Below are 23,810 nucleotides of genomic sequence, written 5' to 3'. Positions count from 1 at the left end.
CGCTATCGGTCGTTTAGAGTACTTTTGTTTCAAAAGTACATTGCACGTGGGAGTTACACATGCGGATCGCGACCGACGCCTCCAGGCACCGCCGGCGCATGGCGTGGTCGTTCTCGATAGTAGCGGTGATCAGCCTCATCATCGCGTCGGCACCGGTAGGCGCAGCACCCGGCGACGCCCCTGCGGACCTGATCGCCACCGTCGCTACGGGCGCCATCCGCGGCATCCATGCCGACGGCATACAGGAATATCTCGGAGTTCCGTTCGCGGCGTCGACAGCGGGCGCCGACCGGTTCGCGCCCCCGCGGCCGACGCCACCATGGACCGGCATTCGCTCGGCGGCCACCCACAGCCCGCAATGCCCGCAATCGCCTCCACTGCCCAACATTCCTGCGCTGCAACCATCGAGCGAAGACTGCCTGACCATCGACCTGTACGTCCCCGAGCACGCCGCCGGCGCCACCCTGCCCGTCATGGTGTGGCTATACGGCGGCGCGTTCGTTCTGGGATCCAATGCCCAATACGACTCTCCCGCTCGACTTGTCCGTGAGGGACAGGTCATCGTCGCCATCCCGAACTATCGCGTGGGACCCTTCGGATTTCTCGCGCTGCCCGAACTGGCTGCCGACAACGGTGCAATCACCGGCACTTACGGCACTCTCGATCAGCAAGCCGCGCTGCGCTGGATCCGAGACAACGCGGCTGCCTTCGGAGGAGATCCGGGTAACGTGACCCTATTCGGCGAATCCGCCGGCGGTATGAGCGTGTGCACACAGCTCGCCTCGCCCTCAGCGCGCGGTCTCTACACCAAAGCCATCATCGAAAGCGGTTCCTGCGCTCGCAGTCCGCTGGCCCCACCCACCAAGGAGATCGCTTATCAGCGATCAGCCGACTACGCCTCCAGCATCGGCTGCGATGACCCAGCGACTCGGCTGCGATGCCTGCGGGAGCTGCCCGTCGATAAGCTACTGGGCTCCCCGACAACGACATTGAACACGATGGACGTCGTATGGAGCCCCGTCAGAGACGGGGTCGTCGTAACAGCCAGTCCAGAAGACGCCCTGACGAACGGCGCGGACGAGGGTGTCCCTCTGATCGTCGGCAGCAACGCCGGAGAAGGCGCGACCTTCATCGCGCTGCTCGACTACGCGCGCGGTGTCACGCCCACCGCCGCCGACTACGCGCCCTGGGCGCAGACCTTGTTCAATGGCGACAGTGCTCGAATCCTCGCCCGGTATCCTCTGTCCGACTTCGTTTCCCCCGCTGCAGCTAAGGCGCAGGTGATCACGGACGGGTTCTTCGCATGCCCGGCGTTGTTCACCACAGAGGCGGCGCGTCGCGGTGGTGCGCGGGTGTGGCAATACCAGTTCAACGAGGCGCCGCTGGGATGGAATCCATTGCTGCCAGGAGCCTTCCACGGTGCGGAGGTCCCGTATGTCTTCTCCGCGCTGATGGGGGTGAACATTCCGCTGCCGCCGGCCGCCGACCTGCTGTCTCGGCGCATCCAGCAGAGCTGGGCACAGTTCGCGCACACCGGCAACCCCGAGATACCCGCCTTCGCGCCCTGGCCATCTGACGCATCGGACGCCACGCTCGAAATGGGCAGTGACCACGTCACACTCGGCGACTCGTTCTCCCGACAACACCGCTGCGACCTATGGTCGGATATCGACCACATTGGATAGCGGAGAGGCCGATCGCACAGTCGTCGTGCACGCCCGCCCCAGCGGCACGGATTGCACAGGTGCCTCTGAGGCACGGCCTGCCTAGAGCTGGCCGAAACGTGATCGATCAGTTAGGCGCCCATTGGGAGTGCTGCATGCTTTCCGGCGTGATGATGCGTTCGCCGGTGCGTGGCGCGGCAGCTTCGGACCGCGCCAGGCTCGGTGAATAGTGGTGAAGCCAGAAGACTTGCGGGACGGGCTACTGCGTTCCGCGTGGCCTCCTCGCATCCGAGCTTGTGGTGAAGCTCTTCCGCACCGGCCGATGGCGACCGCCCGCCCGGTCGCTCTGATCGCCGCCGCTCTGACCCGCCTCGCCTCGACCCCGGGCAGCGGAGTCACCGAGATCGATCGCGAGCGTTACCGCTTCGACTCTTTCTGTGCCACTGTGCATTCCGGCGAACCGGGCTGACAGCGGGATGGGCGGAGCTCCGATCACGGTGCCGGAGCGCTCCGCAGGGCGTTGACGGGAAGGCATGCCAACCGGCCGCTGAATGGAAGTTGCTGGCCGTCGCGGTGAGGGTGTAGCCGGACGCCCGGGGCCCGGGCGTCTCGCGCTGCTTCGAGTGGACGTTAATCGTTGTGATAGCGATGATTGGAAGGTGTGGCGGCCTGTTGTTTTGCGCGAAGACAGTCTATCGTTGCGATAGCACGCTTAAAGCGTGTGATAGCCAGTCGGTCAGTCCTCGCGACACAACTAACAGTGTTATGGCAACGATGCGGCCGCGATAACTCGCAACCGCGACGAGTACGCCCAGCGGCCACCGGCTGAGGTTTCGGCGAACGCATCATCTGAGAAGGAGTCCACGGCATGCCCGCCACCGACAAGACCACACGACACCTCGAAAGCCCGACGACGGTGGAAACACCCTACGACCGCAGAATCCAGCGCGTTCGAGACGCCGTGCGAGCGCACTCCGAACTTGACGACAAAGCCGCATACGAACTCGCTGTACACGTGCTGCACGCCCTGGACACCATCCCCGAAAACATACGCTGACGCCTACGCTGAGCACACCCACCATGTTGTGTGCAGTTGAAGCGGCAGGATGGCGGGGCTCCCGCCTGTACTCATCTGCGGGTCTGTTCGGTTCGCCGGCACCACGGTGGTGAGCAGGCGACCGGGGCGATGGTTGTCGGCATCCAGCCCTTACCCTCACGGCGGTTGCGCGGGCCAGGGTCTGTTCAATTGGTGCCGGCTCCGCCTTCGGAGGCCCAACGTTGTTCCGCGGCTTCTGTTCGGGTTCGTACCTTCCGTTTCCGCACGTCGATCATGAGCAGATCGTCGACGGTGGAGACATTGTTCGGGTGGGCCGCGGCGGTCATCGTCGCGTATGCGCCGTCCGAGCCGGTCATGGGCGGGACTATCAGCAGATCGATGCTGGTGCCGTCGACCCCGAGAACGGCGACGGTGTGGACAGGCTTGTACCGATATCCGTCAAGGCGCACCTGGCTCGCGCCCACCACGATCTTGGCTGGCGCTCGCGCCCATTCGTCGAGGTGATAGATCACTCGCGCAATCGGCCCCAGCCGGGGCATCAGCTCCGCGAGCAGGTCCGGAAGCTCTGCGGTGAGGTCATCGCTGTAGGGCCACCACGCGCCGTCGACGTGACCACGTTCGGACGATTCGGGCTTCAGTCGCAACCGTGGGATGCGCGGTGACGGGAACTGCCGATCCGCTCCGGGTGGGGTCTGTTGCGGTGTCGCCATGGCCGACGCTCCATATCTGCAGGTAGGTCAGGAGTCGTTTCGGTTCTCGAATCGGTCTCGCCAGCTCGGGTGAGTGCGGATATGCCGCGAACCGCCGGCGTGTTCGTTCAGGTCTCGGCTGATCGCGTTCTGCTCGGGATGTGATCGGTGGGCCGGGTGCCATCGACCGGTCAGCAGAATGCTCAGCCCGATCGCGGCGATAGCGCCGACGACGATTCCGTAGAAGAAGGGCAGACCGCTGGCCAGCACGCCTGTGATTCCCATGATGACGGAGGCGATCACGGCGACCACAGCGATGACGGTCATGGCAGCTCCCGATACTGCTCGCGTTCGGAACACCTCGTCCTGAGGAAACGCCTTCCACCGTATTTTCGCGACGGCAGGAGCGGAGGAGGAATTCGTCACCGCCGCAGAGGCTGACAGTCACCTGACATCGCAACCGCCGCCGACGTCGGTTGCGTGCTGCTCCATCGTCGCGGAGCCGACGCTGCACTGCGCAGCGCCTTCGTGCGGTCGTCGCGCCCTGACATAGTGCGCGTCCGCGCAGAGCGGGATCACCAGCATGTCGAGCCGACGGTCGGTTACTCCCATGTACTTCGATCGCGCGAACTGGAGCATACGGGTTTCAGGATGGTGGCCTACCACGACTCCGGACCGCTGGGCCAGGCCGGCGCATCATCAGCGTGTCCTCGGGGTCGGTTGCGGCCGTACACGTTCGGTGCGGAGTCGAGGATGCGAGTCGCGGGTTCACGCGGTCGGCGACTATCAGCCTTGATTGTGGTGACGAATTCCTCCTCTGCCCCTACCGTCGCGAAAGTACGGTGGAAGGCGTTTTCACAGGTCCGTACCCCGGAACGTGAGCAACACCTGGAGTGGCCATGATCGTCATCCTCGGGCTCGTCATCCTGATCGCCGCGGTAATCGTCGGCGTCGCGGGCGTATTCGCCAACGGCGGCAGCAATCACGCGCTGACCGACTTCGCGGTATTCGGCTACCACGTCACCGGATCGACCGGTGTGCTGTTCCTCTACGGCATCGTGGTGGGCGCCATCGGATTGGCCGGGCTGGCCATCCTGCTGGCAGGAACCCGCCGCACCGCCCGCCGCGGAGCAGCCGCACGTCGCGAACTCGAGATCGCCCGCAACAATCCGTCACCGGCCGATCGGGTCGGCGGCGACCGCGCCAGAGTTCAACAACCACCCGCACCGCCGATCGTAACTCCCGAGGACCCGAGCCCCACCGGCGCCGATGGCAGGCAGGAAGTCGGCGACGGGCCCATCCGCCGCCGGCCCGAGTTGGGCCGATTGTTCGGCTACAAATCGTCCGGTCCGCGATAGTTTCGGCCGACACCCCCGCGGCGATCAGCGACGACAACCATCTCGTACCGCCAATCCCGTTCCAACCCATGACATCTCATGCGCGACAATGCAGGCCGGAAACCGTTCGCACAGCGTGGTGTTCGCCAAATGGTTCGTCGTTCGTCCGCTGGTATCCCATCCGCCGGCCGGTGGCGGATGAAGGCCGTCAACGACGAGTTCGACGACCGCTCGACCGCGTCGACGCCATCGCCGCTCGCTACGGCATCCAACGGTTCGTGCTGCCGGCAGGCGCTACGCCAGCTGGATAGTCGAGTTCAACCCAGCCTCGTACGCCGGGATCGCAGGCGCCGAGGTGAACGAGCCGGGCGAGGTGTTGGTCTCGGGCCGCTTGCTCACCGAGATCGCGAAAGCTCTGCCCGCTCTCGATAGCCAGTCGGTTGCGGGATGGGTTGGCGAGCAACAGGACTCGGTCGCCGAGGAGCAGATCCACCCGCCGCCGCCAGCGATACGGCAGCCGGACGAAACCGGCCCGGACGACGACGGAACCGTCGAGTGTTGCAGCGGTCGCGAGCTCGGCGACGAGAACCGCATCGTCCACACGCAGGCTCAGGCGATCGCCCTCGGACCAGGCCGGCGCTGCGAAAACGTGGCGCTCCACAATCCGGCCGCCGTCGCTCACCGTCGACAGTCCGTAGACCAGATCCGAGGGACGAAGGGGGAGAGGAGGCGTCGCGGTCATCGGGCCGTGCAACAGCTCCTGCAGGGGCGCCTGGGGCGGCTCCAGAAGCGGGATCATGCCGCACCGCCACGGGAATCGGCGGCGATCGAGGAGTCGGCGTGTCCAAGAGAATCTGGCCCGCAGGTCGGAAATCGTTGCAGGTCAGGACATATCGTCACTGGTCGTCCTCCGCGTGTGCGAGTGCACTCGAACACGCATTTCTCGGATGTGTCACCGGTGACGGACTTCTGTGCGCGAGGCGGGACTTGAACCCGCACGTCCGAGGACACCAGAACCTAAATCTGGCGCGTATGCCAATTTCGCCACTCGCGCTAACGGTACGACCGTCCAAACTTTACCGGGTCTAACGGGGATCGCGAAGCACTGGGCGGGTGTCGCGTACTGGTCGGTAACCTCACCAGGACTTATAACGATTTGATAAACCTCAATGTGAGGGAGCCTCACATTTCCTACACCGGTGTAACCGAGCTCACCAGCGGCTTCAAACATGAGGGAGGGTCATGTTTCGCGCCATTCTGGTACGTACGTACGAAAAAACTGACGGGTAGGCAACCTGCCGGTGACCAAACATGAGGAGATCCTCATGATTTTGTGCCATCCTCGGCTTCTACCAGGCCCTGCGGGCCGGAGGGATACCTGCGCACCGTGAGCGCGGCCCAGTCCTGTGGAGACTGGCCGCCAGGAGAAGGAAGTCGAACGTCTTGACGATCAACGAGAGCACCGGGACCGGATCGAAGGCCAGGGCGGCGGGGAAGTCACGGGAGAGTGGGGTCAGGTCGTCACTGCTGGACCGGTTGCTGGGGGGCGCGCCGTACGCTCTCGCATTCGGCGGGCAGGGCGCGCAGTGGCTCACCGAGCTCGAGGAGATCGGGCGTGATTCCGCGCTCGAGCCCGAGCTGACGGCGCTGGTCAACGAGGCCGCCGCCGCGCTGGAACCGATAGCGGCCCAGCTGCTCGTGGTCCGGCCGGTCGGTTTCGACCCCATCGCGTGGATGCTGGAAGAAGAGATTGCCGACCCGGAGCAGGGGGAGGTGTCGGGAGCGCCGTCAGCGCAGGTGTTGCGCTCCGCCGCCGTCTCGATGCCCGGGGTGTTCCTGACCCAGATCGCCGCGCTGCGCGCGCTGCGCCTGCAGGGCCTCGACATCGCCGCGCACGCGCCCGTCGCCGTCATCGGCCACTCGCAGGGCCGCATCGCCGCCACCGCCGCCGCGGCGCACGGGCAGCGTGACGCCGAACTCCTGGCCATCGCCCAGCTGATCGGCGCCGCGGCCGGTCTGGTCGCCCGCCGCCGCGGTCTGCTGCCGGTGGGGGAGAAGTCCCCGATGGTCGCCGTCTCCAATGTCGACCCCGAGGCCCTGAAAGCCGTTGTCGCCGAGGCCATGGACGGCGTCGCGCCGGAGAAGGCCGCCGTGCTGTCCATCCGCAACGGCCGTCGCCGCGCGGTGCTGAGCGGCCCGGTCGGCCAGCTCGACCGCGTCCGCCAGCACGCCGCCGAGATCAATGCCGAGCAGGCCGGCGAGCGCGAAGCCAAGAAGCGCGGCGGCGCGGTCTTCGCCCCGGTCTTCGAGGACATCCCGGTCGAGGTGGCCTTCCACCACCCGGCGCTGGCCGAGACCGTCGACCTGGTCGAGGGCTGGGCCCAGCAGTGCGGCCTGGACGCCGAACTGGCCGCGACCCTCGCCCGCGAGGTGCTCGTCGACCCGATCGACTGGATCGGCATCGTCGACGAGACCGTCGCCGCCGGCGCGCAGTGGGTCCTGGACCTCGGCCCCGGCGACCTGCTGACCCGCCTCACCGCCGGCTCGCTCAAGGGCACCGGCGTCGGCGTGCTCGCCGCCTCCACCCGCCCGGGACAGCGCAGCCTGTTCACCCCCGGCGCCGCCCCCGAGGTCGCCGCCGCCTGGAGCGAATTCGCGCCCAAGCCGATCCGCCTGCCCAACGGCCGCATCGTCGTCGAGACCGCGTTCACCCGCCTCACCGGCCGCTCGCCCATCCTGCTGGCGGGCATGACCCCCACCACCGTCGACGCGAAAATCGTTGCGGCCGCGGCCAATGCGGGCCACTGGGCCGAGCTGGCCGGTGGCGGTCAGGTCACCGAGCAGATCTTCGCCGACCGCGTCGAGGAGCTGAAGCGGTTGCTGCAGCCCGGCCGCGCGGTGCAGTTCAACTCGCTGTTCCTGGACCCCTACCTGTGGAAGCTGCAGCTGGGCGGCAAGCGCCTGGTGCAGCGCGCCCGCAGCGCCGGCGCCCCGCTGGACGGCGTCATCGTCACCGCCGGCATCCCGGAACTCGAAGAGGCCGTTGCCCTCATCGAGGAACTGAGCGAGGTCGGCATCGCCCACGTGGCCTTCAAGCCCGGCACCGTGGCCCAGATCCGCGCCGTGCTGCGGATCGCCGACGCGGTGCCGTCGTACCCGGTCATCATGCACATCGAGGGCGGCCGCGCCGGTGGCCACCACTCCTGGGAGGACCTCGACGACCTCCTGCTCGAGACCTACGCCGAACTGCGCAGCCGCGACAATGTGATCGTCTGCGTCGGCGGCGGCATCGGTACCCCCGAGCGCGCCACCGAATACCTCGTCGGCGAATGGTCGCAGCAGCACGGCTACCCGGCCATGCCGCTGGACGGCGTCCTGGTCGGCACCGCCGCCATGGCCACCCTCGAGGCCACCACCGCCCCCGAGGTCAAGCAGCTGCTGGTCGACACCCCCGGCACCCCCGACTGGGTCGGCGCGGGCACCGCTGTCGGCGGGATGGCTTCCGGCCGTAGCCAATTGGGCGCGGACATCCACGAGATCGACAACGCCGCCTCCCGCACCGGCCGCCTGCTGGACGAGGTCGCCGGTGACGCCGAGGCCGTGGCCGCCCGCCGCGCCGAGATCATCGCTGCCCTCGACGCCACCGCCAAGCCGTACTTCGGCGACGTCGCCACCATGACCTACCTGGAGTGGCTGGAGCGCTACGTCGAGCTGGCCGTCGGCCTGGACCGCCGCAAGGACTTCGACTGCGGCGGCGACTTCTCCGACGCCATCGCCGACGCCACCCGCTCGGTGTGGCTGGACATCACCTGGCGCGACCGGTTCGCGGAGATGGTGCGCCGCACCGAATCCCGCCTCAACCCGGCCGACCGCGGCACCATCGCCACCCTGTTCCCCGAGGACTCCGCCTTCGAGACCCCGGTGCAGGCCATCTGCACCCTGAAGGAGCAGTACCCGGCCGCCGCCGACACCGTCCTGCACCCGGCCGACGTCCCGTTCTTCGTCGCCCTCTGCAAGACCCCGGGCAAGCCGGTCAACTTCGTCCCGGTCGTCGACCAGGACGTGCGCCGCTGGTGGCGCTCGGATTCCCTGTGGCAGGCCCACGATCCGCGCTACACCGCCGACCAGGTCTGCATCATCCCCGGCACCGTCGCCGTCGCGGGCATCACCCGCGTCGACGAGCCGGTCGGTGAGCTCCTCGACCGCTTCGAGCAGAACACCGCCTACTCCCTGGTGCGCACCGGCGTCGTCCCGGCCGCCGTGGACGGCCGTCGCCGTGCCGAGGTCGCCAACGGCCTGCTCGACATCGTGCTCGCCGCCCCCGACGTGCAGTGGGCCGGCCGCACCACCGTCAACCCCATTCACCGCCTGGGCGACCTGGACGAGTGGGAGATGAACGGCAAGGGCGCCAAGCATCCGCGCACCGGCGCCACCCTGTCCGCCACCGAGGGCCCCGAATCCGATTCCGCCTACGTGGAATTGGCCGTGCCGCTGTTCGGCAAGTCGGTGTCCGACGCACAAGACGCCGTCAAGATCCGCATCACCGTGCCCGTCTCCGTGTACAACGGTGGCGCGCCGGTCATCACCGAGGCCGACGCCGAGGCCGCCATGTCGGCGCTGCTGGCCGTCGCCGCCGGTCAGTCGCTGCCCGAGGTCAAGGCCATCGACGGCGCCCAGGTGGCGCACGTCAACCTGGCTTGGAGCCCGGACCTCATCGCCGACCACGCCGGCGTCACCGGCGCGGGCCTGCCCGACAGCCTGAGCACCATCGGCCGCACCGCCCCCGACGTGCTCGTCGGCGCCTGCTGGCCCGCCGTTTTCGCGGTCCTGGGCGCCACCCGCACCGCGGATGCGCAGAGCGTTATCGAGGGCATGCTGGACCTGGTCCACCTGGACCACCAGATCGAGCTGCTGGGCGAGCTGCCCGCCGAGCACGCCGTGCTCGCGGTCCGCGCCGAGTCCGCCGAGGTGCTCGACACCGACCTGGGCCGGGTGGTCGAGGTCAAGGTCACCGTCGGTGTCATGCGCGACCACGGACTGGAGACCCCGGCCGTCGCGAAACTGGTGGAGCGCTTCGCCATTCGTGGCCGCACCGGTCAGGCCGAGCTGTCCGACCCGCCGCGCGCCGCCGGTTCGCTCTCGGCCGACGCCACCGACACCCCGCGGCGCCGCCGCCGCGACGTGGCCCTGGTCGCGCCGCGCGCCATGGGCGCCTTCGCGCAGGTGTCGGGCGACTTCAACCCGATCCACACCTCCGACAACGCCGCGAAGCTGGCCGGTCTGGGCAACCCGATCGTGCACGGCATGTGGCTGTCGGCCGCCGCGCAGCACGCCGTTTCGGCCATCGATCTGAGCGACAAGGTGCCGCCGCGCACCATCACCGCCTGGACCACCCGCTTCCTGGGCATGGTCCGGCTCGGCGCCAAGATCGACGTCCGGGTGGAACGCGTTGCGGTGGACCGGGGTTCGGAGATCGTCGAGGTCTCCTGCCGCATCGACGGCAACCTGGTGATGACCGCCACCGGCCGCATCGCGCCGCCGAAGACGGTCTACGCCTTCCCGGGACAGGGCATTCAGGCCAAGGGGATGGGTCTGGAAGCCCGCACGCGGTCCAAGGCCGCCAAGGAGATCTGGGACCGCGCCGACAAGCACACCCGGGAGGCCCTGGGCTTCTCGATCCTGGCCGTCGTGCGCGACAACCCGACCTATCTCAAGGCGCGCGGCGTGGAATACCGCCACCCGCAGGGCGTGCTGCACCTGACCCAGTTCACCCAGGTGGCCATGGCCACCCTCGGCGTGGCCCAGGTCGCGGAGCTGCGCGAGGCCGGCGCCTTCATCGAGGGCGCCATGCTGGCGGGCCACTCGGTCGGTGAGTACAACGCGCTCGCCGCCGCCGCGGGCGTACTGCCGCTGAACGCGGTCCTCGAGGTGGTGTTCCAGCGCGGCTCGGCCATGCACGAGCTGGTGCCCCGGGATGCCCAGGGCCGCAGCGACTATCGCATGGCGGCCATCCGGCCCTCGCAGATCGGCATCGCCGACGACCAGGTCATCGACTGGGTCAAGAACCTCGGCGAGCAGGCCGGGGAGTTCCTCGAGGTCGTCAACCTGAACCTGCGCGGCTCGCAGTACGCCATCGCGGGCACGGTCAAGGGCATGACGGCGCTCGAGGACGAGATCGAGCGGCTGCGCGCCGAGACCGGCGGCAAGCGGGCGTTCGTGCTCATCCCGGGCATCGACGTGCCGTTCCACTCCACCGTGCTGCGCGCCGGCGTGCCGGAGTTCCGCACCAAGCTGCTGGACCTGCTGCCCGCGGACCTGCAGCCGGAGCTGCTGATCGGCCGCTATATTCCGAACCTGGTGCCGAAGCCGTTCAACCTGGAGCGCGAATTCGTCCAGGAGATCGGCGATCTGGTGCCGTCCGAGCCGCTGGCCGAGGTGCTGGCGAACTGGGACGAGTGGGCCGCCAAGCCGGTCGAGCTGTGCCGCGTGGTCCTGGTCGAGCTGCTGGCCTGGCAGTTCGCCAGCCCGGTGCGCTGGATCGAGACCCAGGACCTGCTGTTCACCGATGTCGAGCACGGTGGCGTGGGCGTCGAGCGGTTCGTCGAAATCGGTTTGGCCGCAACGCCGACCGTCGCGAACCTGGCGTCGAACACGCTGAAGCTGCCGCAGTTCGGCAGCGCGGTGGTCGAGGTGCTGAACATCGAGCGTGAGCGCGGCGTCGTCTACTCGACCGACACCGACCCCGCGCCGGTGGAGGAGCCCGAGGACACGCCCGCCGAAACCGCTTCTGCCGCAACGGCCCCCGTCGCTGCCGCCGCCCCGGCCCCCGTGGCCGTGCCGACCGGGGGCCCCACCCCGGACGACATCGCGTTCTCCGCCGCCGACGCCACCCGCGTGCTCATCGCGCTGTGGACGAAGCTGCGCATGGACCAGATCGGCCCGGTGGACACCATCGAGGGCCTGTGCGACGGCGTCTCCTCGCGCCGCAACCAGTTGCTCGTCGACCTCGGCGCGGAGCTCTCGCTCGGCGCGATCGACGGCGCGGCGGACGCCGACATGGGCGCGCTGTCCGGCACGGTCGACCGTTTGGCCCGCACCTACAAGCCGTTCGGCTCGGTGCTGTCCGACTCCATCGGTGATCACCTGCGCAAGGTCTTCGGCCCCTCCGGCAAGCGTCCCGCCGCCATCGGCGAGCGCGTCAAGAAGGTCTGGGGTCTGGGCGACGGCTGGGCCAGCCACGTCACCGCCGAGGTTTCGCTCGGCACCCGCGAGGGCGCTTCGGTGCGCGGTGGCGACCTGGGCGGCCTGGTCCCCGGCGGTCTTTCGGATGCCGCGTCCGTGGACGCCGCCATCGATGCCGCCGTGCAGTCCGTGGCCGCGCGCCGCGGGGTCGCGGTCTCCATGCCGTCGGTCGGTGGCGGCGCCGGTGGTGCGACCGTCGACGCGGCCGCTCTGGGCGAGTTCGCCGAGCAGATCACCGGCCGCGACGGTGTGCTGGCGCAGGCCGCCCGGGTGATCCTGGAGTCCCTCGGCCATGTCGAGCAGGCGTCCGCGCCGGAGGCCACCGAGGACACCCTGGTGGATCTGGTCTCGGCCGAACTGGGTTCGGACTGGCCGCGACTGGTCGCGCCCGCCTTCGACGCCAAGAAGGCCGTGCTCATCGACGACCGGTGGGCCAGCGCCCGTGAGGATCTCGCCCGCCTGTGGTTCGGCAACGACGGCTCGCTGCCTGCCGAACCGGTGGTGGACGGTTACGCAGGCGCCGGCGAAGCCGTTGCCGCACAAGCCGCCTGGTGGCGCAACCGGGCCATGAAGGAGGCCCGCTCGGTGCTGGCCGGTGTCTACGGCGCGATCGCCGAAGCCGCCGTCAACAGCGCGGATCCGGGCGTCTGGTCCTCCGACATCGCCGTGATCACCGGCGCCAGTAAGGGTTCCATCGCGGCGGCGGCCACCGGCCGGCTGCTCGCGGGTGGCGCCACGGTGGTGGTCACCACCTCCAAGCTGGACGACGAGCGCCTCGGCTTCTACAAGCAGCTGTATCGCGAGAACGCCCGCAAGGGCGCCGCCCTGTGGGTGGTCCCGGCGAACATGGCCTCCTACACCGATATCGACGCGCTCATCGAGTGGGTCGGCAACGAGCAGGTCGACAATGCCGGTGGCGCCAAGGTTCTCGTCAAGGAGGCGATGACCCCCACGCTGCTGCTGCCTTTCGCCGCACCCCGCGTGGCCGGTGACATGTCCGATGCCGGCGCTCGCGCCGAAATGGAGATGCGGGTCCTGCTGTGGTCGGTGGAGCGCCTCATCGGCGGTCTGTCCAAGCTGGGCGCAGACCACGACGTGGACGCGAAACTGCATGTGGTGCTGCCGGGTTCGCCCAACCGCGGCATGTTCGGCGGGGATGGCGCCTACGGCGAGTCCAAGGCCGCCCTGGACGCCATCGTCGCCAAGTGGCGGGCGGAGAAGTCCTGGTCGGAGCGGGTCACCCTGGTGCACGCGCTGATCGGCTGGGTGCGCGGCACCGGCCTCATGGGCGGCAACGACCCACTGGTCGAGGCCGTCGAGAAGGCCGGCGTGCACACCTGGTCCACGCTGCAGATGGCCGACGAACTGCTCAAGTGGTGCAGCTCGCGGGCCCGCGTGGTGACCGCCGCCGGACCCCAGCAGATCGACCTGACCGGCGGTCTCGCCGGCGCCAAGCTGGATCTGCCGGAGCTGGCCCGGGAGGCGCGCGAGCAGGCCGAGGCCGCTGCCGCCGAGGAGTCGGAAGGCGTTGACGGCGCGACCATTTCGGCCCTGCCCGCCCCGCCGACCCTGAGCTCCAAGCTCTCCGCCCCCGAATGGGGTTCGGTCACCGCCGATCTCGACGACATGGTCGTCATCGTCGGCGCCGGCGAACTCGGCCCCTACGGCTCGGCGCGCACCCGCTTCGAGATCGAGGTCTCCGACCAGCTCTCCGCCGCGGGCGTGCTGGAGCTGGCCTGGACCACCGGCCTGGTCACCTGGGAGAACGACCCCAAGCCGGGCTGGTACGACACCGAATCCGGTGAGTACGTCGACGAATCCGAGGTCGCCGACCGCTACCACGACGCGGTGGTGGAGCGCTGCGGCGTCCGCCGCTACGGCGACGACGGCGCCATGATCGACAACGCGGCTCCGCTGCTCACCTCGGTGTTCCTGGACCGGGACCTCACCTTCGTGGTCAACAGCGAAGCCGAGGCGCGCGCCTTCTTCTCCGCCAACCCGGAGCAGACGGTCGTCACCCCGGTCGAGGGCACCGGCGACTGGCAGGTGACCCGCAAGGCGGGCACGGAGATTCGCGTCCCGCGCAAGGCGAAGCTGTCGCGCACCGTCGGCGGTCAGATCCCGACCGGCTGGGATCCCACCAAGTGGGGCATCTCCGCCGACATGGCGAGCTCGATCGACCGGGTGGCGCTGTGGAACATCGTCTGCACCGTGGACGCGTTCCTGAGCTCCGGCTTCAGCCCCGCCGAGCTGATGAGCTGGGTGCACCCGGCCATGGTCGCCAACACCCAGGGAACCGGTATGGGCGGCATGTCGTCCATGCGCTCGCTGTACATCGACAACCTGCTCGGTGAGCCGCGGGCCAACGACATCCTGCAGGAGGCGCTGCCCAACGTCGCGCTGGCGCACGTCGTGCAGAGCTATGTCGGCTCCTACGGCGGCATGATCCACCCGGTCGCGGCCTGCGCGACCGCGGCGGTCTCCGTCGAGGAGGGCGTGGACAAGATCAAGCTCGGCAAGGCCGACCTGGTCGTGGCCGGCGGTTACGACGATCTCGGCATCGAGGGCATCGTGGGCTTCGGCGACATGTCCGCCACCGCCGACTCGGCCGCCATGTCCGCCAAGGGCATCAGCGACCGGTACTTCTCCCGCGCCAACGACCGTCGCCGCGGCGGCTTCGTCGAATCGCAGGGTGGCGGCACGGTGCTGCTGGCCCGCGGTTCGGTCGCCCTGGAGATGGGCCTGCCGGTGCTGGGTGTCGTCGCCTACGCGCAGTCCTTCGCCGACGGCGTGCACACCTCGATTCCGGCTCCGGGCCTGGGCGCCCTGGGCGCGGGCCGTGGTGGCCCGGAGTCCAAGCTGGCCAGGGAACTCGGCAAGCTCGGCGTCAGCGCGGACGAGATCGCGGTGATCTCCAAGCACGACACCTCCACCGCCGCAAACGATCCCAATGAGTCCGAGCTGCACGAGCGGCTCGCCGCCTCGCTCGGTCGTTCGGAAGGCGCTCCGCTGTTCGTCATTTCGCAGAAGACCCTCACCGGTCACGCGAAGGGCGGCGCGGCGGCGTTCCAGATGATCGGCCTGTGCCAGGTGCTCGAGCAGGGCGTCATTCCGCCCAACCGCAGCCTGGACTGCGTGGACGAGAAGATGGCCCAGTACCCGCACCTGGTGTGGCTGCGCGAGGCGCTGCAGGTGGGAGATCGCTTCCCGCTCAAGGCGGGTCTGGTCACCTCGCTCGGCTTCGGCCACGTGTCCGGCCTGGTCGCGATCGTGCACCCGCAGGCGTTCGTCGAGGCCATCGCCGACGCCGAGCAGCGAGAGGCGTACCAGCGCAAGGCCGAAGAGCGTCAGCTGGCCGGTCGTCAGCGTTTCGCCGAGGCCATGTGCGGCGGCGCTCCGCTGTACGAGCGGCCCGCCGATCGCCGCCTGGGCGGCGACGGCACCCCGGCCAAGCAGTCCCGGCAGCTGGAAGCCGATGTGCTGCTGTCGCCGGCGGCCCGGCTCAACTCCGACGCCGTCTACGTGGCGGTGCCGAAGGGACCGGCCTGCCAGTAGGCCATCCAGACCGGCCTGTCGGTAAGTAGCCCCCGGCAGGTCTGACACGGCGGGCTCGCCCCGGCGCTCCTCGGAGTGCCCGGGCGAGCCCGCTGTTTCCATGTCGGGGTGCGGACCGGAAGACCGTCCGCGGACCGGGACATGTGTCCGAGGGCGCCTACGGTGGCGTAGGTCCGCTGGTATGTTCGCAGCCAATTCGATTGCACGCACAAGGAATCTAGGAGTCCCGCACTGTGACGATCCTGGGTATCGGCCTGGACTTGGTCACCATCTCCGAGTTCGCCGAACAAATGGAACGCACCGGAACCACCATGCTCCGGGAGAGTTTCACCGCTGGGGAACGGCGCTACTGCCAAAGCAAGGGCACCGATCCGGCCCGGAGTTACGCCATCCGGTGGGCCGCCAAGGAGGCGGTCATCAAGGCGTGGGCGACATCGCGCTTCGCTCGCAGCCCGCAGATCGGGGACAACCCCTACCCGCTCATCGAGGTCGTCAATGACGCCTGGGGACGGCCCAGCATCAAATTGCACGGGCTGGCAGCGGAATTCCTGCCCCGGGTGCGAGTTCACCTGTCGCTCACCCACGATGGCGACACCGCCGCCGCCATGGTGGTGCTGGAGGATCCGGGCGAACTGGCCGATCTGATGCGCGACTGACGCCCGCCGCGAATCATTCACGGACAGGGCGCTGCTCGGTGTCGGGCAGGGTTGTTCGGTGTCGGGCAGGGTCGGGCTTCAGCGGCGTTCGGCCAGGACCAGGGCGTAACGAGCATCCGGATCTATCCAGGTGCGGGCGGTATCGAAACCGGCGGTGGACAATTCGCCGCGCAGGCCGGGCAGCCGTAATTTGGCCGAGATCTCGGTGCGGAGCTGCTCGTTCCGGTCGAAGCGGAGCGTGAGGTCCAGGGCGCGAATGGTGACGACGGTGTCGCAGGCGGCCTGCAGGCGCATCTCGATCCACTCGTTGTCCGGATCCCACAGCGCGACATGGGCGAATTGGCCGGTTTCGAAATCCGCGCCCAGCCGATGGTTCAGGACCCGCAGGATATTCCGGTTGAATTCCGCGGTGACCCCAGCGGCGTCGTCGTAGGCGGGGATCAGGATGTCCGGATCGATCACCAGGCCTGCGCCGAGCAGCAGGTGCTCGCCGGGATCGAGCAGGTCGCGCAGCCCGCGCAGGAATCCGGCGCGTTCGGCGGGCAACAGATTGCCAGCGTCCCGCCGAGGGAGGCGTCGTCCAAAGGTGTGGCCATGGCCGGCAGCGTCACCGGCAGGTCCTCCCAGGGAATCGCTGGATTGGGATTGCGCAGGTGCAGATTTCCCGGCACGGTCCGATGCCGCAGGCACAGCACCGTTTTGATCAGACCGATCAGTCCGGCCGCGGCCTCGCTGTGCCCGATATTGGTCTTGTGCGAGCCGACCAGCAGGCGCCGCTCGCGTCCCGGGCCGTGCACGGTGCTCAAGGCCTCGAGCTCGACCGGGTCACCCGCCTGGGTGCCGGTACCGTGCGCCCCGACGAAAGACGCCGTGGCCGGGTCGATTCCGGCGTCGGCGTAGGCATTGCGCAGCATGGCGACCTGACCGGATACCGCCGGGGCCATGAACAATCCGCTGCCCATGCCGTCGTTGCTCGAGCCGATGCCGAATCACCGCGTGAATCGGATCCCCGTCGGCCAGGGCCGCGCGCAGCGGTTTGAGCACGACGGCCGCGACGCCCTCGCTACGCACGAAGCCGTCGGCGTCGCGGTCCCCGAATCCGACGAAGACGCCGGTGCGGCTGCCGGCGAGCTGGTCGCGGGTCTGTCCCGCGTCCTCGATCGCCTCCCAGGCGCATTCCAGCAGCAGCCGCTGCTGGGGGTCCATCGCCTCGGCCTCGCGGGGTGAAATACCGAAGAAATCCGCGTCGAAGCCGTCGATATTGTCGAGAAAGCCACCCGAGCGGGTGACGATCTTTCCGGCCAGGGGTCCGCCCGGCTGATAGAACTGATCGATTGGAAATCGTGTGATAGGTATTTCGGTAATAGCATCGATTCCATCGAGCAGTCGTTGCCAGAATTCATCTATCCCATGCGCACCCGGTGCGTGGCATGCCATTCCGATAATTGCACCGCGCGCTTGTCCACCCCGGCGGATCCGATGCCGGCGTTATCTATATTTTCCCGATGATTCACGTGAGCGCCCCTCCCAGGCACTTGAGCAGCCAATTCACCGGGCTGGGCGACGCCGGTGACGCCCAGCCCGGCCCACCTCAGTCGACAGCCAGCACGACCTTGCCGCCGGGCAGCTCCCGCTGTCGCATGCTCTGCACGACCTTGCCCAGATCGCCCCAGCCCGCCACGTGGCCCGGCGCGGCGACCAGCCGCCCGGCCGCGGCCAGCGACACCAGGATCGCCAGGTCGGCGTCGTCGGGATCGGTCGCGGCGTAGGAAATGTAGTTCTGCAGGCGGGCGCCCTCGTGGCCGATGAAGTTGTAGACGTCGATGGGGGCCTTCTCGCCCGAGCTGCTGCCCAGCACGACCACGGTGCCGCCCGGGGCCAGCCGAGCCAGCGCGCCGGTCAGGGCCGTGCCGCCGACCGACTCGAGGACCAGGTCGAACGGGCCGGTCGCGCTGTCCACTTCGGGCACCACGGCGGTCGCGCCCAGCGCGGTCAGCTCCGCGGCCACCTGCGCGGCCCGAGTCGTGACCGCCGTGACGTTCGCGCCCGACAGCGCGGCCAGCTGCACCTGGAACCGGCCCACACCGCCGTTCGCGCCGGTGACCAAGACCTTCCGGCCCAGGACGCTGCCCCCGATGCGCAGCGTGCGCAGCGCGGTGAGCCCGGCCATCGGCAGCGTGGCGGCCTGCTCCATCGACAGATCGTCCGGCAGTACGGCGAGCCGGGAGGTCGACACGGCCGCTCGCTCCGACCAGCCGGCCTGCTCGACCATGCCGACCACGCGGGTGCCCGGCTGCGGACCGGAACCGTCCTCGGCGCTTTCGATCACGACGCCGGCCACGTCCTGGCCGGGTCGCCAGCCCTGCGGGCGGATGCCCAGCAGCGCCAACTCGCCACGATTCAGCGAGAATGCGCGGACCGCAATGAGCGCCTCGTTCGGCGCCGGGACCAGCTCCGCCACCTCCTCGAAGGCGACCGGTGAATCGCCCTGCGGATTATTGATTACTGCTCGCATTCGAATACCTTTCTCGTTTCGATGATCTGTTCGAATGGTTGCATTGAATTCGACAGGAGAGAAGGAGCGGTTTTTAATCGGCCGATCATAGAAAATGATCGACTATCGAGGTATGTGACGCACGACACTTTCAGAATTGGAATAATGTGATCAGGTGGGTGAGTACGACTTACGTACTAAGCGTTCGCATTTTAGATACCGGCTGGTTTGTAGTTGATTCGAATATCGCGCCCGAACGAACCCGCGATGGTATCGTCGCCCATAGGTCCAGTGCAACGAGACGGGGTGCGCATGGAACTCAGGCATCTGGCCAGTTTTGTGGTAGTTGCCGAAGAATTGCACTTCGGCCGGGCGGCGCGACGGTTGCATATCGTTCAGCCTGCCGTCAGTCAGCGCATCAAGGCGCTCGAGAACGAATTCGGCCTGCGGCTGTTCGATCGCACCGCCTCCGGGGTCGGCCTCACCGAGGCCGGGCAGCAGCTGCTGCACCAGGCGCGCGCCGTGCTGAGCAGCGCCGACGAATTCGCGGCGCTCGCCGGTGAACTCGCCCAGCGCGTGGGCACGCAGGCGCAGTTGCGCATCGGCACCGCCGAAGGTATGACCACCCGGCTCGAACACATCCTCGCCCTGCTGCACGATCAGGCGCCCACCACCCAGGTCCTACTCGAAAGCCTGCCCGCCTCCGAACGATTGGCGAAGGTGGCCGACGGTAGGCTCGACGCGGCCTTCGTGCGCATGGTGCGGCCGGTCTCGGGCCTGCGCGTGATCCCGCTGTGGAGCGACCGGCTGGTGGCCGCCCTCCCCGCGCAGCATCCGCTGGCCGGAGAATCGACCCTGCCGTTCCAGCGGCTGGCGGCCATGCCGCTGCGACTCTCGAAGCGGGAGTCCAGCCGCACCTTCGTGGACACCGTGCTGGGGGCGTGTGATTCCGCGGGTTTCACGCCGCGCCTGGGCGGGGCGTTCACCACCGTGCAGAACACCTTGGCGCTCTTGGGGTCCGGGCAGCCGTCGTGGACCGTGCTGTACGAGGAGGCGGCCACCGCGCTCCCGACCCGCCGCGTTGCCTTCCGCCGGCTCACCGATCCGGATGTGACGGTGCGGACTTCGCTGGTGGTTCGTGAACTGTCGCCGATCGTGCATCAGCTGGTCGACACCTGCCGCGGGGCCGCACCCGCGGATCGGGAGGCCTTCGACCCGCCGGTGGTCCAGCTGAGCCGCTAGTCCGGGTCGAAGGTGGTGCGCTGCCCGCCGGAGCGCGATTCCTTTTCCGCGATCAGCAGATACGCCACCATGAGGCGCTTGAGCTCGGCGACGGCGTCCTCGTGGCTGAGCCCGTCCTGCACCGAGAAATTCAGCATCGAGTACACGACGTGCACCAGTACCTGCGCCATCATGGAGCGGCGGCCGCGCGGGGTGCGCGGCATGAGCGGGCGCAGCATCTGCGAAACCGCTTCGGCGAACTCCTTTTCGTGGATCGCTCCGGTCGCGCGGGTGGACGGCGTGGACTGCATGGCCAGCCACACCTCGCGCCGCGACGGGTCGGTCATCCACAGATCGGCCAGGTGATCGACCAGCTGCGTCATGTGCCGCAGCCAGTCCATGGACGGGATCTCGCCGTGGAAATCGGCCAGTTCCTGCGAAACCGCCACCAGGTCTTGGCGATTCAGCTCGCAGACGATGACGTACTTGTTGGCGAAGAACTGGTAGAGCGTGCCGATCGGCACTTCCGCGCGGGCCGCGACCTCTTCACAGGTGAACGATTCGAAGCCGACTTCGACGAGTAATTCCCGGGATGCCTGCAGCAGGGCGTCGAATTTGCGTTTTGATCGTTCCTGCGTCGGGCGGCGACGGGGCATCAGCTCCTGTGGATCGTCCTGCAGCTCCAACGCAGGGTCCGGTCGTCGCGTCGACCCGGTTCCCGTGCGTGCTTCCACAGGGAACAGCCTACGGGTAGCGACACGCGCATGACACGCTGCGGTACTTCGTGTGTCATCGCATCCGACCCATCCACGCCGTCGTCGGCTCCGAACACCCATCGCAGCTGCCTCTCAGCTGCGGGTCTCTGTCCGAAAGGGGCCACGCCCCTGCCGAAGCCGGGAACCGACGCGTCTCGACTGTCCGTCCGTGTGTGCATCGCCTGTACGTCGACGTTGGAAGGCTGATTGTGGTTGCTTCTACCCCTGTTCGTTCCGCGGTGACCATCGGTGTCGCCACCGAGCGCGGCACGGTGCGTGCTGTGGCCCTCGCCGAAGACGGCGACAAGGTGACCGAGCGCGTCGTGCTCGAGCGCGTCGAGCCGATCGCCGGAGATACCAAGGCCGACTTGGCGGTCGCGGTGGAAGCGGCACTGGAGGACCTCGCCGACCGGATCGGCACGGATCGCGAGATCCTCGGCGCCGCGGTCGCCTACCGCGATGCCGCCGAGCGCCGCGCCATCGTCACCAAGCTGGCCGCCGGTTCCTGGCACGACGCCTCCCTGGTGTCGGCCAAGGCCGCACATCTCGCGGTGGCGCGCGCCATGACCTGGGTGGACGAATTCGAGGATCTGGCCATCTGCGAGGTGGTGCCCGGTTTCCAGGCCGTCTCGCTCATTTCGCCGGATCGGAGCCGGGTGCTCGCCGCGGTGACACTCAGCGGCGGCGCGGCCACCGAGGACGCCATGCGCAGCGCCGTCACCGCCGCCTGGGACCAGTTCGACGCGGCCGGTGTCAAGCCGGACGCGGTGGTGCTGATCGGTTCGGCCGCAACGGAACCCGAGGTGGTGGCCGCCCTGGAGTCGGGCTTCGGCGCACCGGTCATCCCGTGCGCGGTGGCGGCGGCCGCACCGGCCATCGGCGCGGCCCTGGCCGCCCTGCCGGAGGCGGAGTTCGCGGGGGAGGCCGCCGACCGCATCCGTCGCGCGCGCGGTACCGCGGCCCTGTTCGCGGCGGCCAGCGTGCTGGCGGGCGGTCTGGTGGCGGGCGGGGTCTACGCCTCGGGCGGTGAATCCAAGAAGGTGCCGGCCCCGGTGCTCATCGATTCCCGGGTCGCCGCGGACGGGCATGCCGCCGGCGATCACCCGTCCGGGGATGCGCCCGCGCCCGCGGTCCCGGACGCCGCCGCTCCCGTGGTCGACGGCCTGCCGGGTGACGCGGGCCCATCAACCGACGGGGTCACGCCGGATTCCGGTCAGCCCGGTTCCGAACCGCAGCCCGGCGATGTGGTGACCATCGACCCGGCCACCCTCAATTGGGGCCCACGCGGTGACAATCCCCGCAACGGCGGGAAGCCGCGGCCGCTGATCAAGGCGAAGCCGGAGCCGGAGGCGGCCTCGAATCCGGAGTCGATCATCCCGGCCCCGACGCACGCGGTCGGCGCGCCCACCGAATCCGGGCTGTTCCAGGGCGAACTCGCGCCGCCGCCGTTGGGCACCGCCGAGTTCTCGTCCTGGTGGGACAACCACTGGCGCATGATGCTGCAGTGGGCCGCGCAGGCCCTGCCGAAGGCTTAGGCGCTCGCTTCAAGCGGGCGTCCCGAATGTGTCGCCTGAATCCCGACCCTGAAAAGGGCCGGGATTCCGCGCTTTCGGAATGCCCAGGCTCGTAACGATGGGGGTAACTCCCCGGGTACGTCCACAATCGTTTGGGCACTCAACCGCCGGCAGGGGTGCTGACGGTTAACGGCACTCAGCTGTCCGCTGAAGTCCCGGGGAGGTGGGGGAGCAGGTCGCGGCGCAGCTTGGCGACGTGCCCGGTGGCTTTCACGTTGTACTGCGCGACTTCGATCTTCCCGTTCTCGTCGACCAGGAAGGTGGATCGGATGACGCCGGTGACCTTCTTGCCGTACATCATCTTCTCGCCGAACGCGCCGTAGGCGGACAGCACTTCCTTGTCCGGATCGGACAGCAGCGGGAAGGTGAGCTGCTCGGCGTCGCGGAACTTGGCCAGCTTGGCCGGCTTGTCGGGGGAAATGCCGACGACCTCGAGGCCGGCGTCCCCGAGTTCGGCCAGGTTGTCGCGAAAGTCGCAGGCCTGCTTGGTGCAGCCCGGTGTGCTCGCGGCCGGGTAGAAGTAGACGATCACCTTGCGGCCGCGGTAGTCCGACAGCGAGACGTCCTTGCCGTCGGCGTCGGGCAGGGTGAAGGCGGGCGCGGGGTCGCCGGGACTGAGTCGGTGATTCTCGGTCATGCCGCCACGCTAGTCGACGGGCTCGAGCGGGTGTTGGCGATACACTCCTGAGCGGTCGGCTGGCATGCGCCTGTGTCGCGCGAGCAGCGGCCCCGAGACGACGGCGCCGCCTTTCAGCGCGGCTTCCAGACAGGAGTGTGACGTGGCGAGAGATACCGAGGCGATCGAGCGGGAGATCGAGGCGGCACGCAACCGGCTCGCGAGCACCCTCGATGAACTCGCGGTCCGCGCCGATCCCCAGCGGCTGGCCGACAACGCCAAGCGGTCGGTCATGGCGAAGCTGAACGAGCCCAAGATCAAGTACACCCTGATCGGCACCGGCGCGCTGATCGCGACCCTGGTCGTGGTGAAGATCTTCCGCCGCTGAGCCGTATCGGCTTTCGACTGTGGCCCGGTCCTGTTGGACCGGGCCACATTTGCGTCGCGGTGCCGAGGTGAGAAAACCCGAGGCCCGGTCCTTGGTCGGACCGGGCCTCGGGTTGCTCGGGACGGCGGAGCCGCCGCGCTGCGTGAATCAGACGGTCGGGCAAGCCATTCCGGTGCCGTCGGGGTCCAGGTGCGGGCTGTAGCCGGGCTGGCCGCGGAACAGCGGCGCCACGCCGGCCGCGCGGGCCTGGTCACAGTTCTCGTAGACGGGTCCGCCGGCGGAACCGGTCTGGGACAGGCCCGCCGAGCCGGTGGCGGCGGAGCCGGTGTCGATGGCGGACGAGCCGGTGCCGGAGGATCCGGTGGGGACGTCGGCGAGGGCGACGGCGGACTGGGCTGCGAAGCTCGTCAGTCCCGCGACGCTGGCGGTGACGAGAAGCCGGCGAACGTTCATGTATTCCTCAATGTCGGCGCAACAGGGGTGGCATAGGGCCCGACTCGGCGCGGATGTGCCACCGCCGCCGCGGGCGGTTGCGGCGCGGTGACCGGCCGGGCTCGGCGTC

At 68.7% G+C, this 23,810-nt stretch carries 18 protein-coding genes, 1 tRNA gene and 1 pseudogene; 9 read left to right on the top strand and 11 right to left on the bottom strand.

Annotation, left to right across the window (positions count from 1 at the left end):
• Nucleotides 1–59 precede the first annotated feature (59 nt).
• The 3 genes from ON33_RS19660 (at nt 60) to ON33_RS19655 (ending at nt 2,721) form a co-directional block, all read left to right on the top strand.
• A complete protein-coding gene (locus tag ON33_RS19660; RefSeq protein WP_051152474.1) occupies nt 60–1,685 on the top strand; it encodes a carboxylesterase/lipase family protein in 1,626 nt (541 codons plus the stop codon).
• Nucleotides 1,686–1,986: 301 nt separating this feature from the next.
• Nucleotides 1,987–2,133: a hypothetical protein gene (locus ON33_RS41375; RefSeq protein WP_157184610.1), complete on the top strand. Its 147-nt coding sequence runs from the start codon at nt 1,987–1,989 to the stop codon at nt 2,131–2,133.
• Nucleotides 2,134–2,532: 399 nt separating this feature from the next.
• Entirely contained in the window at nt 2,533–2,721 is a 189-nt protein-coding gene (locus tag ON33_RS19655; RefSeq protein ID WP_040860337.1) for a DUF6307 family protein, read from the top strand.
• Between the two features lie 185 nt (nt 2,722–2,906).
• On the opposite strand, the gene ON33_RS19650 is transcribed toward ON33_RS19655, so the two are convergent.
• Together ON33_RS19650 and ON33_RS19645 are read right to left on the bottom strand one after the other, a co-directional pair.
• Nucleotides 2,907–3,431 (bottom strand): DUF5994 family protein, encoded by a 525-nt coding sequence (locus ON33_RS19650; RefSeq protein ID WP_051152473.1) that lies wholly within the window; start codon nt 3,429–3,431, stop codon nt 2,907–2,909.
• A 27-nt stretch (nt 3,432–3,458) separates the two neighbouring features.
• Nucleotides 3,459–3,737: a hypothetical protein gene (locus ON33_RS19645; RefSeq protein ID WP_040860336.1), complete on the bottom strand. Its 279-nt coding sequence runs from the start codon at nt 3,735–3,737 to the stop codon at nt 3,459–3,461.
• 572 nt (nt 3,738–4,309) lie between these two features.
• Here ON33_RS19645 and ON33_RS43460 point away from each other — a divergent pair.
• Nucleotides 4,310–4,768, top strand: a complete 459-nt coding sequence (locus tag ON33_RS43460; protein WP_245550589.1) for a hypothetical protein — start codon at nt 4,310–4,312, stop codon at nt 4,766–4,768.
• 238 nt (nt 4,769–5,006) lie between these two features.
• Here the strand turns inward: ON33_RS43460 and ON33_RS19630 are convergent, their stop codons facing one another.
• Nucleotides 5,007–5,546 (bottom strand): hypothetical protein, encoded by a 540-nt coding sequence (locus ON33_RS19630; RefSeq protein ID WP_040860334.1) that lies wholly within the window; start codon nt 5,544–5,546, stop codon nt 5,007–5,009.
• A 173-nt stretch (nt 5,547–5,719) separates the two neighbouring features.
• A tRNA-Leu gene (locus ON33_RS19625) sits at nt 5,720–5,801 on the bottom strand.
• A 389-nt stretch (nt 5,802–6,190) separates the two neighbouring features.
• Here ON33_RS19625 and ON33_RS19620 point away from each other — a divergent pair.
• Complete coding sequence (locus ON33_RS19620) at nt 6,191–15,544, top strand: type I polyketide synthase (protein WP_040860333.1); 9,354 nt, start codon at nt 6,191–6,193, stop codon at nt 15,542–15,544.
• A 233-nt stretch (nt 15,545–15,777) separates the two neighbouring features.
• On the top strand, nt 15,778–16,200 hold the full coding sequence (gene acpS / locus ON33_RS19615; protein ID WP_040860332.1) for a holo-ACP synthase AcpS: 423 nt from the start codon (nt 15,778–15,780) through the stop codon (nt 16,198–16,200).
• A 78-nt stretch (nt 16,201–16,278) separates the two neighbouring features.
• On the opposite strand, the pseudogene ON33_RS19610 reads toward acpS, so the two are convergent.
• The 4 genes and pseudogenes from ON33_RS19610 to ON33_RS19600 form a co-directional block, all read right to left on the bottom strand.
• Nucleotides 16,279–16,755 (bottom strand): annotated as a pseudogene (locus ON33_RS19610) (L-histidine N(alpha)-methyltransferase); the annotation flags it as partial.
• Entirely contained in the window at nt 16,659–17,144 is a 486-nt protein-coding gene (locus tag ON33_RS43455) for a beta-ketoacyl [acyl carrier protein] synthase domain-containing protein (protein WP_245550588.1), read from the bottom strand. The gene ON33_RS43455 and the pseudogene ON33_RS19610, both read right to left, overlap by 97 nt.
• Nucleotides 17,026–17,637 carry a beta-ketoacyl [acyl carrier protein] synthase domain-containing protein gene (locus tag ON33_RS44445; protein WP_218001469.1) on the bottom strand — a complete coding sequence of 204 codons (612 nt, stop codon included), beginning with the start codon at nt 17,635–17,637 and terminating at the stop codon, nt 17,026–17,028. Before ON33_RS44445 ends, ON33_RS43455 begins: the two co-directional genes overlap by 119 nt.
• 154 nt (nt 17,638–17,791) lie before the next feature.
• Entirely contained in the window at nt 17,792–18,715 is a 924-nt protein-coding gene (locus tag ON33_RS19600; RefSeq protein ID WP_040860330.1) for a zinc-binding dehydrogenase, read from the bottom strand.
• A 291-nt stretch (nt 18,716–19,006) separates the two neighbouring features.
• On the opposite strand from ON33_RS19600, the gene ON33_RS19595 reads away from it, so the two are divergent.
• Complete coding sequence (locus ON33_RS19595) at nt 19,007–19,936, top strand: LysR family transcriptional regulator (protein WP_051152472.1); 930 nt, start codon at nt 19,007–19,009, stop codon at nt 19,934–19,936.
• Here ON33_RS19595 and ON33_RS19590 read toward each other — a convergent pair.
• The gene (locus ON33_RS19590; protein WP_051152536.1) at nt 19,933–20,571 is read right to left on the bottom strand and encodes a TetR/AcrR family transcriptional regulator; all 639 of its coding nucleotides are present in this window, start codon (nt 20,569–20,571) and stop codon (nt 19,933–19,935) included. The genes ON33_RS19595 and ON33_RS19590 overlap by 4 nt on opposite strands.
• 338 nt (nt 20,572–20,909) lie before the next feature.
• On the opposite strand from ON33_RS19590, the gene ON33_RS19585 reads away from it, so the two are divergent.
• Nucleotides 20,910–22,205 carry a DUF7159 family protein gene (locus tag ON33_RS19585; RefSeq protein WP_040860328.1) on the top strand — a complete coding sequence of 432 codons (1,296 nt, stop codon included), beginning with the start codon at nt 20,910–20,912 and terminating at the stop codon, nt 22,203–22,205.
• A 175-nt stretch (nt 22,206–22,380) separates the two neighbouring features.
• Here the strand turns inward: ON33_RS19585 and bcp are convergent, their stop codons facing one another.
• Nucleotides 22,381–22,881 (bottom strand): thioredoxin-dependent thiol peroxidase, encoded by a 501-nt coding sequence (bcp, locus tag ON33_RS19580; RefSeq protein ID WP_051152471.1) that lies wholly within the window; start codon nt 22,879–22,881, stop codon nt 22,381–22,383.
• Between the two features lie 142 nt (nt 22,882–23,023).
• On the opposite strand from bcp, the gene ON33_RS19575 reads away from it, so the two are divergent.
• A complete protein-coding gene (locus ON33_RS19575; RefSeq protein WP_040860327.1) occupies nt 23,024–23,248 on the top strand; it encodes a DUF3618 domain-containing protein in 225 nt (74 codons plus the stop codon).
• 147 nt (nt 23,249–23,395) lie between these two features.
• Here ON33_RS19575 and ON33_RS19570 read toward each other — a convergent pair whose 3' ends face one another.
• Nucleotides 23,396–23,701, bottom strand: coding sequence for an excalibur calcium-binding domain-containing protein (locus ON33_RS19570; protein WP_040860326.1), 306 nt, complete (start codon nt 23,699–23,701; stop codon nt 23,396–23,398).
• Nucleotides 23,702–23,810 lie beyond the last annotated feature (109 nt).

Source organism: Nocardia niigatensis NBRC 100131 (assembly GCF_000308655.1).
In the GTDB taxonomy this organism is placed as follows: domain Bacteria; phylum Actinomycetota; class Actinomycetes; order Mycobacteriales; family Mycobacteriaceae; genus Nocardia; species Nocardia niigatensis.
The sequence above is the reverse complement of the archived record's forward strand: the minus strand, read 5'-3'. Positions and strand labels throughout refer to the sequence as shown.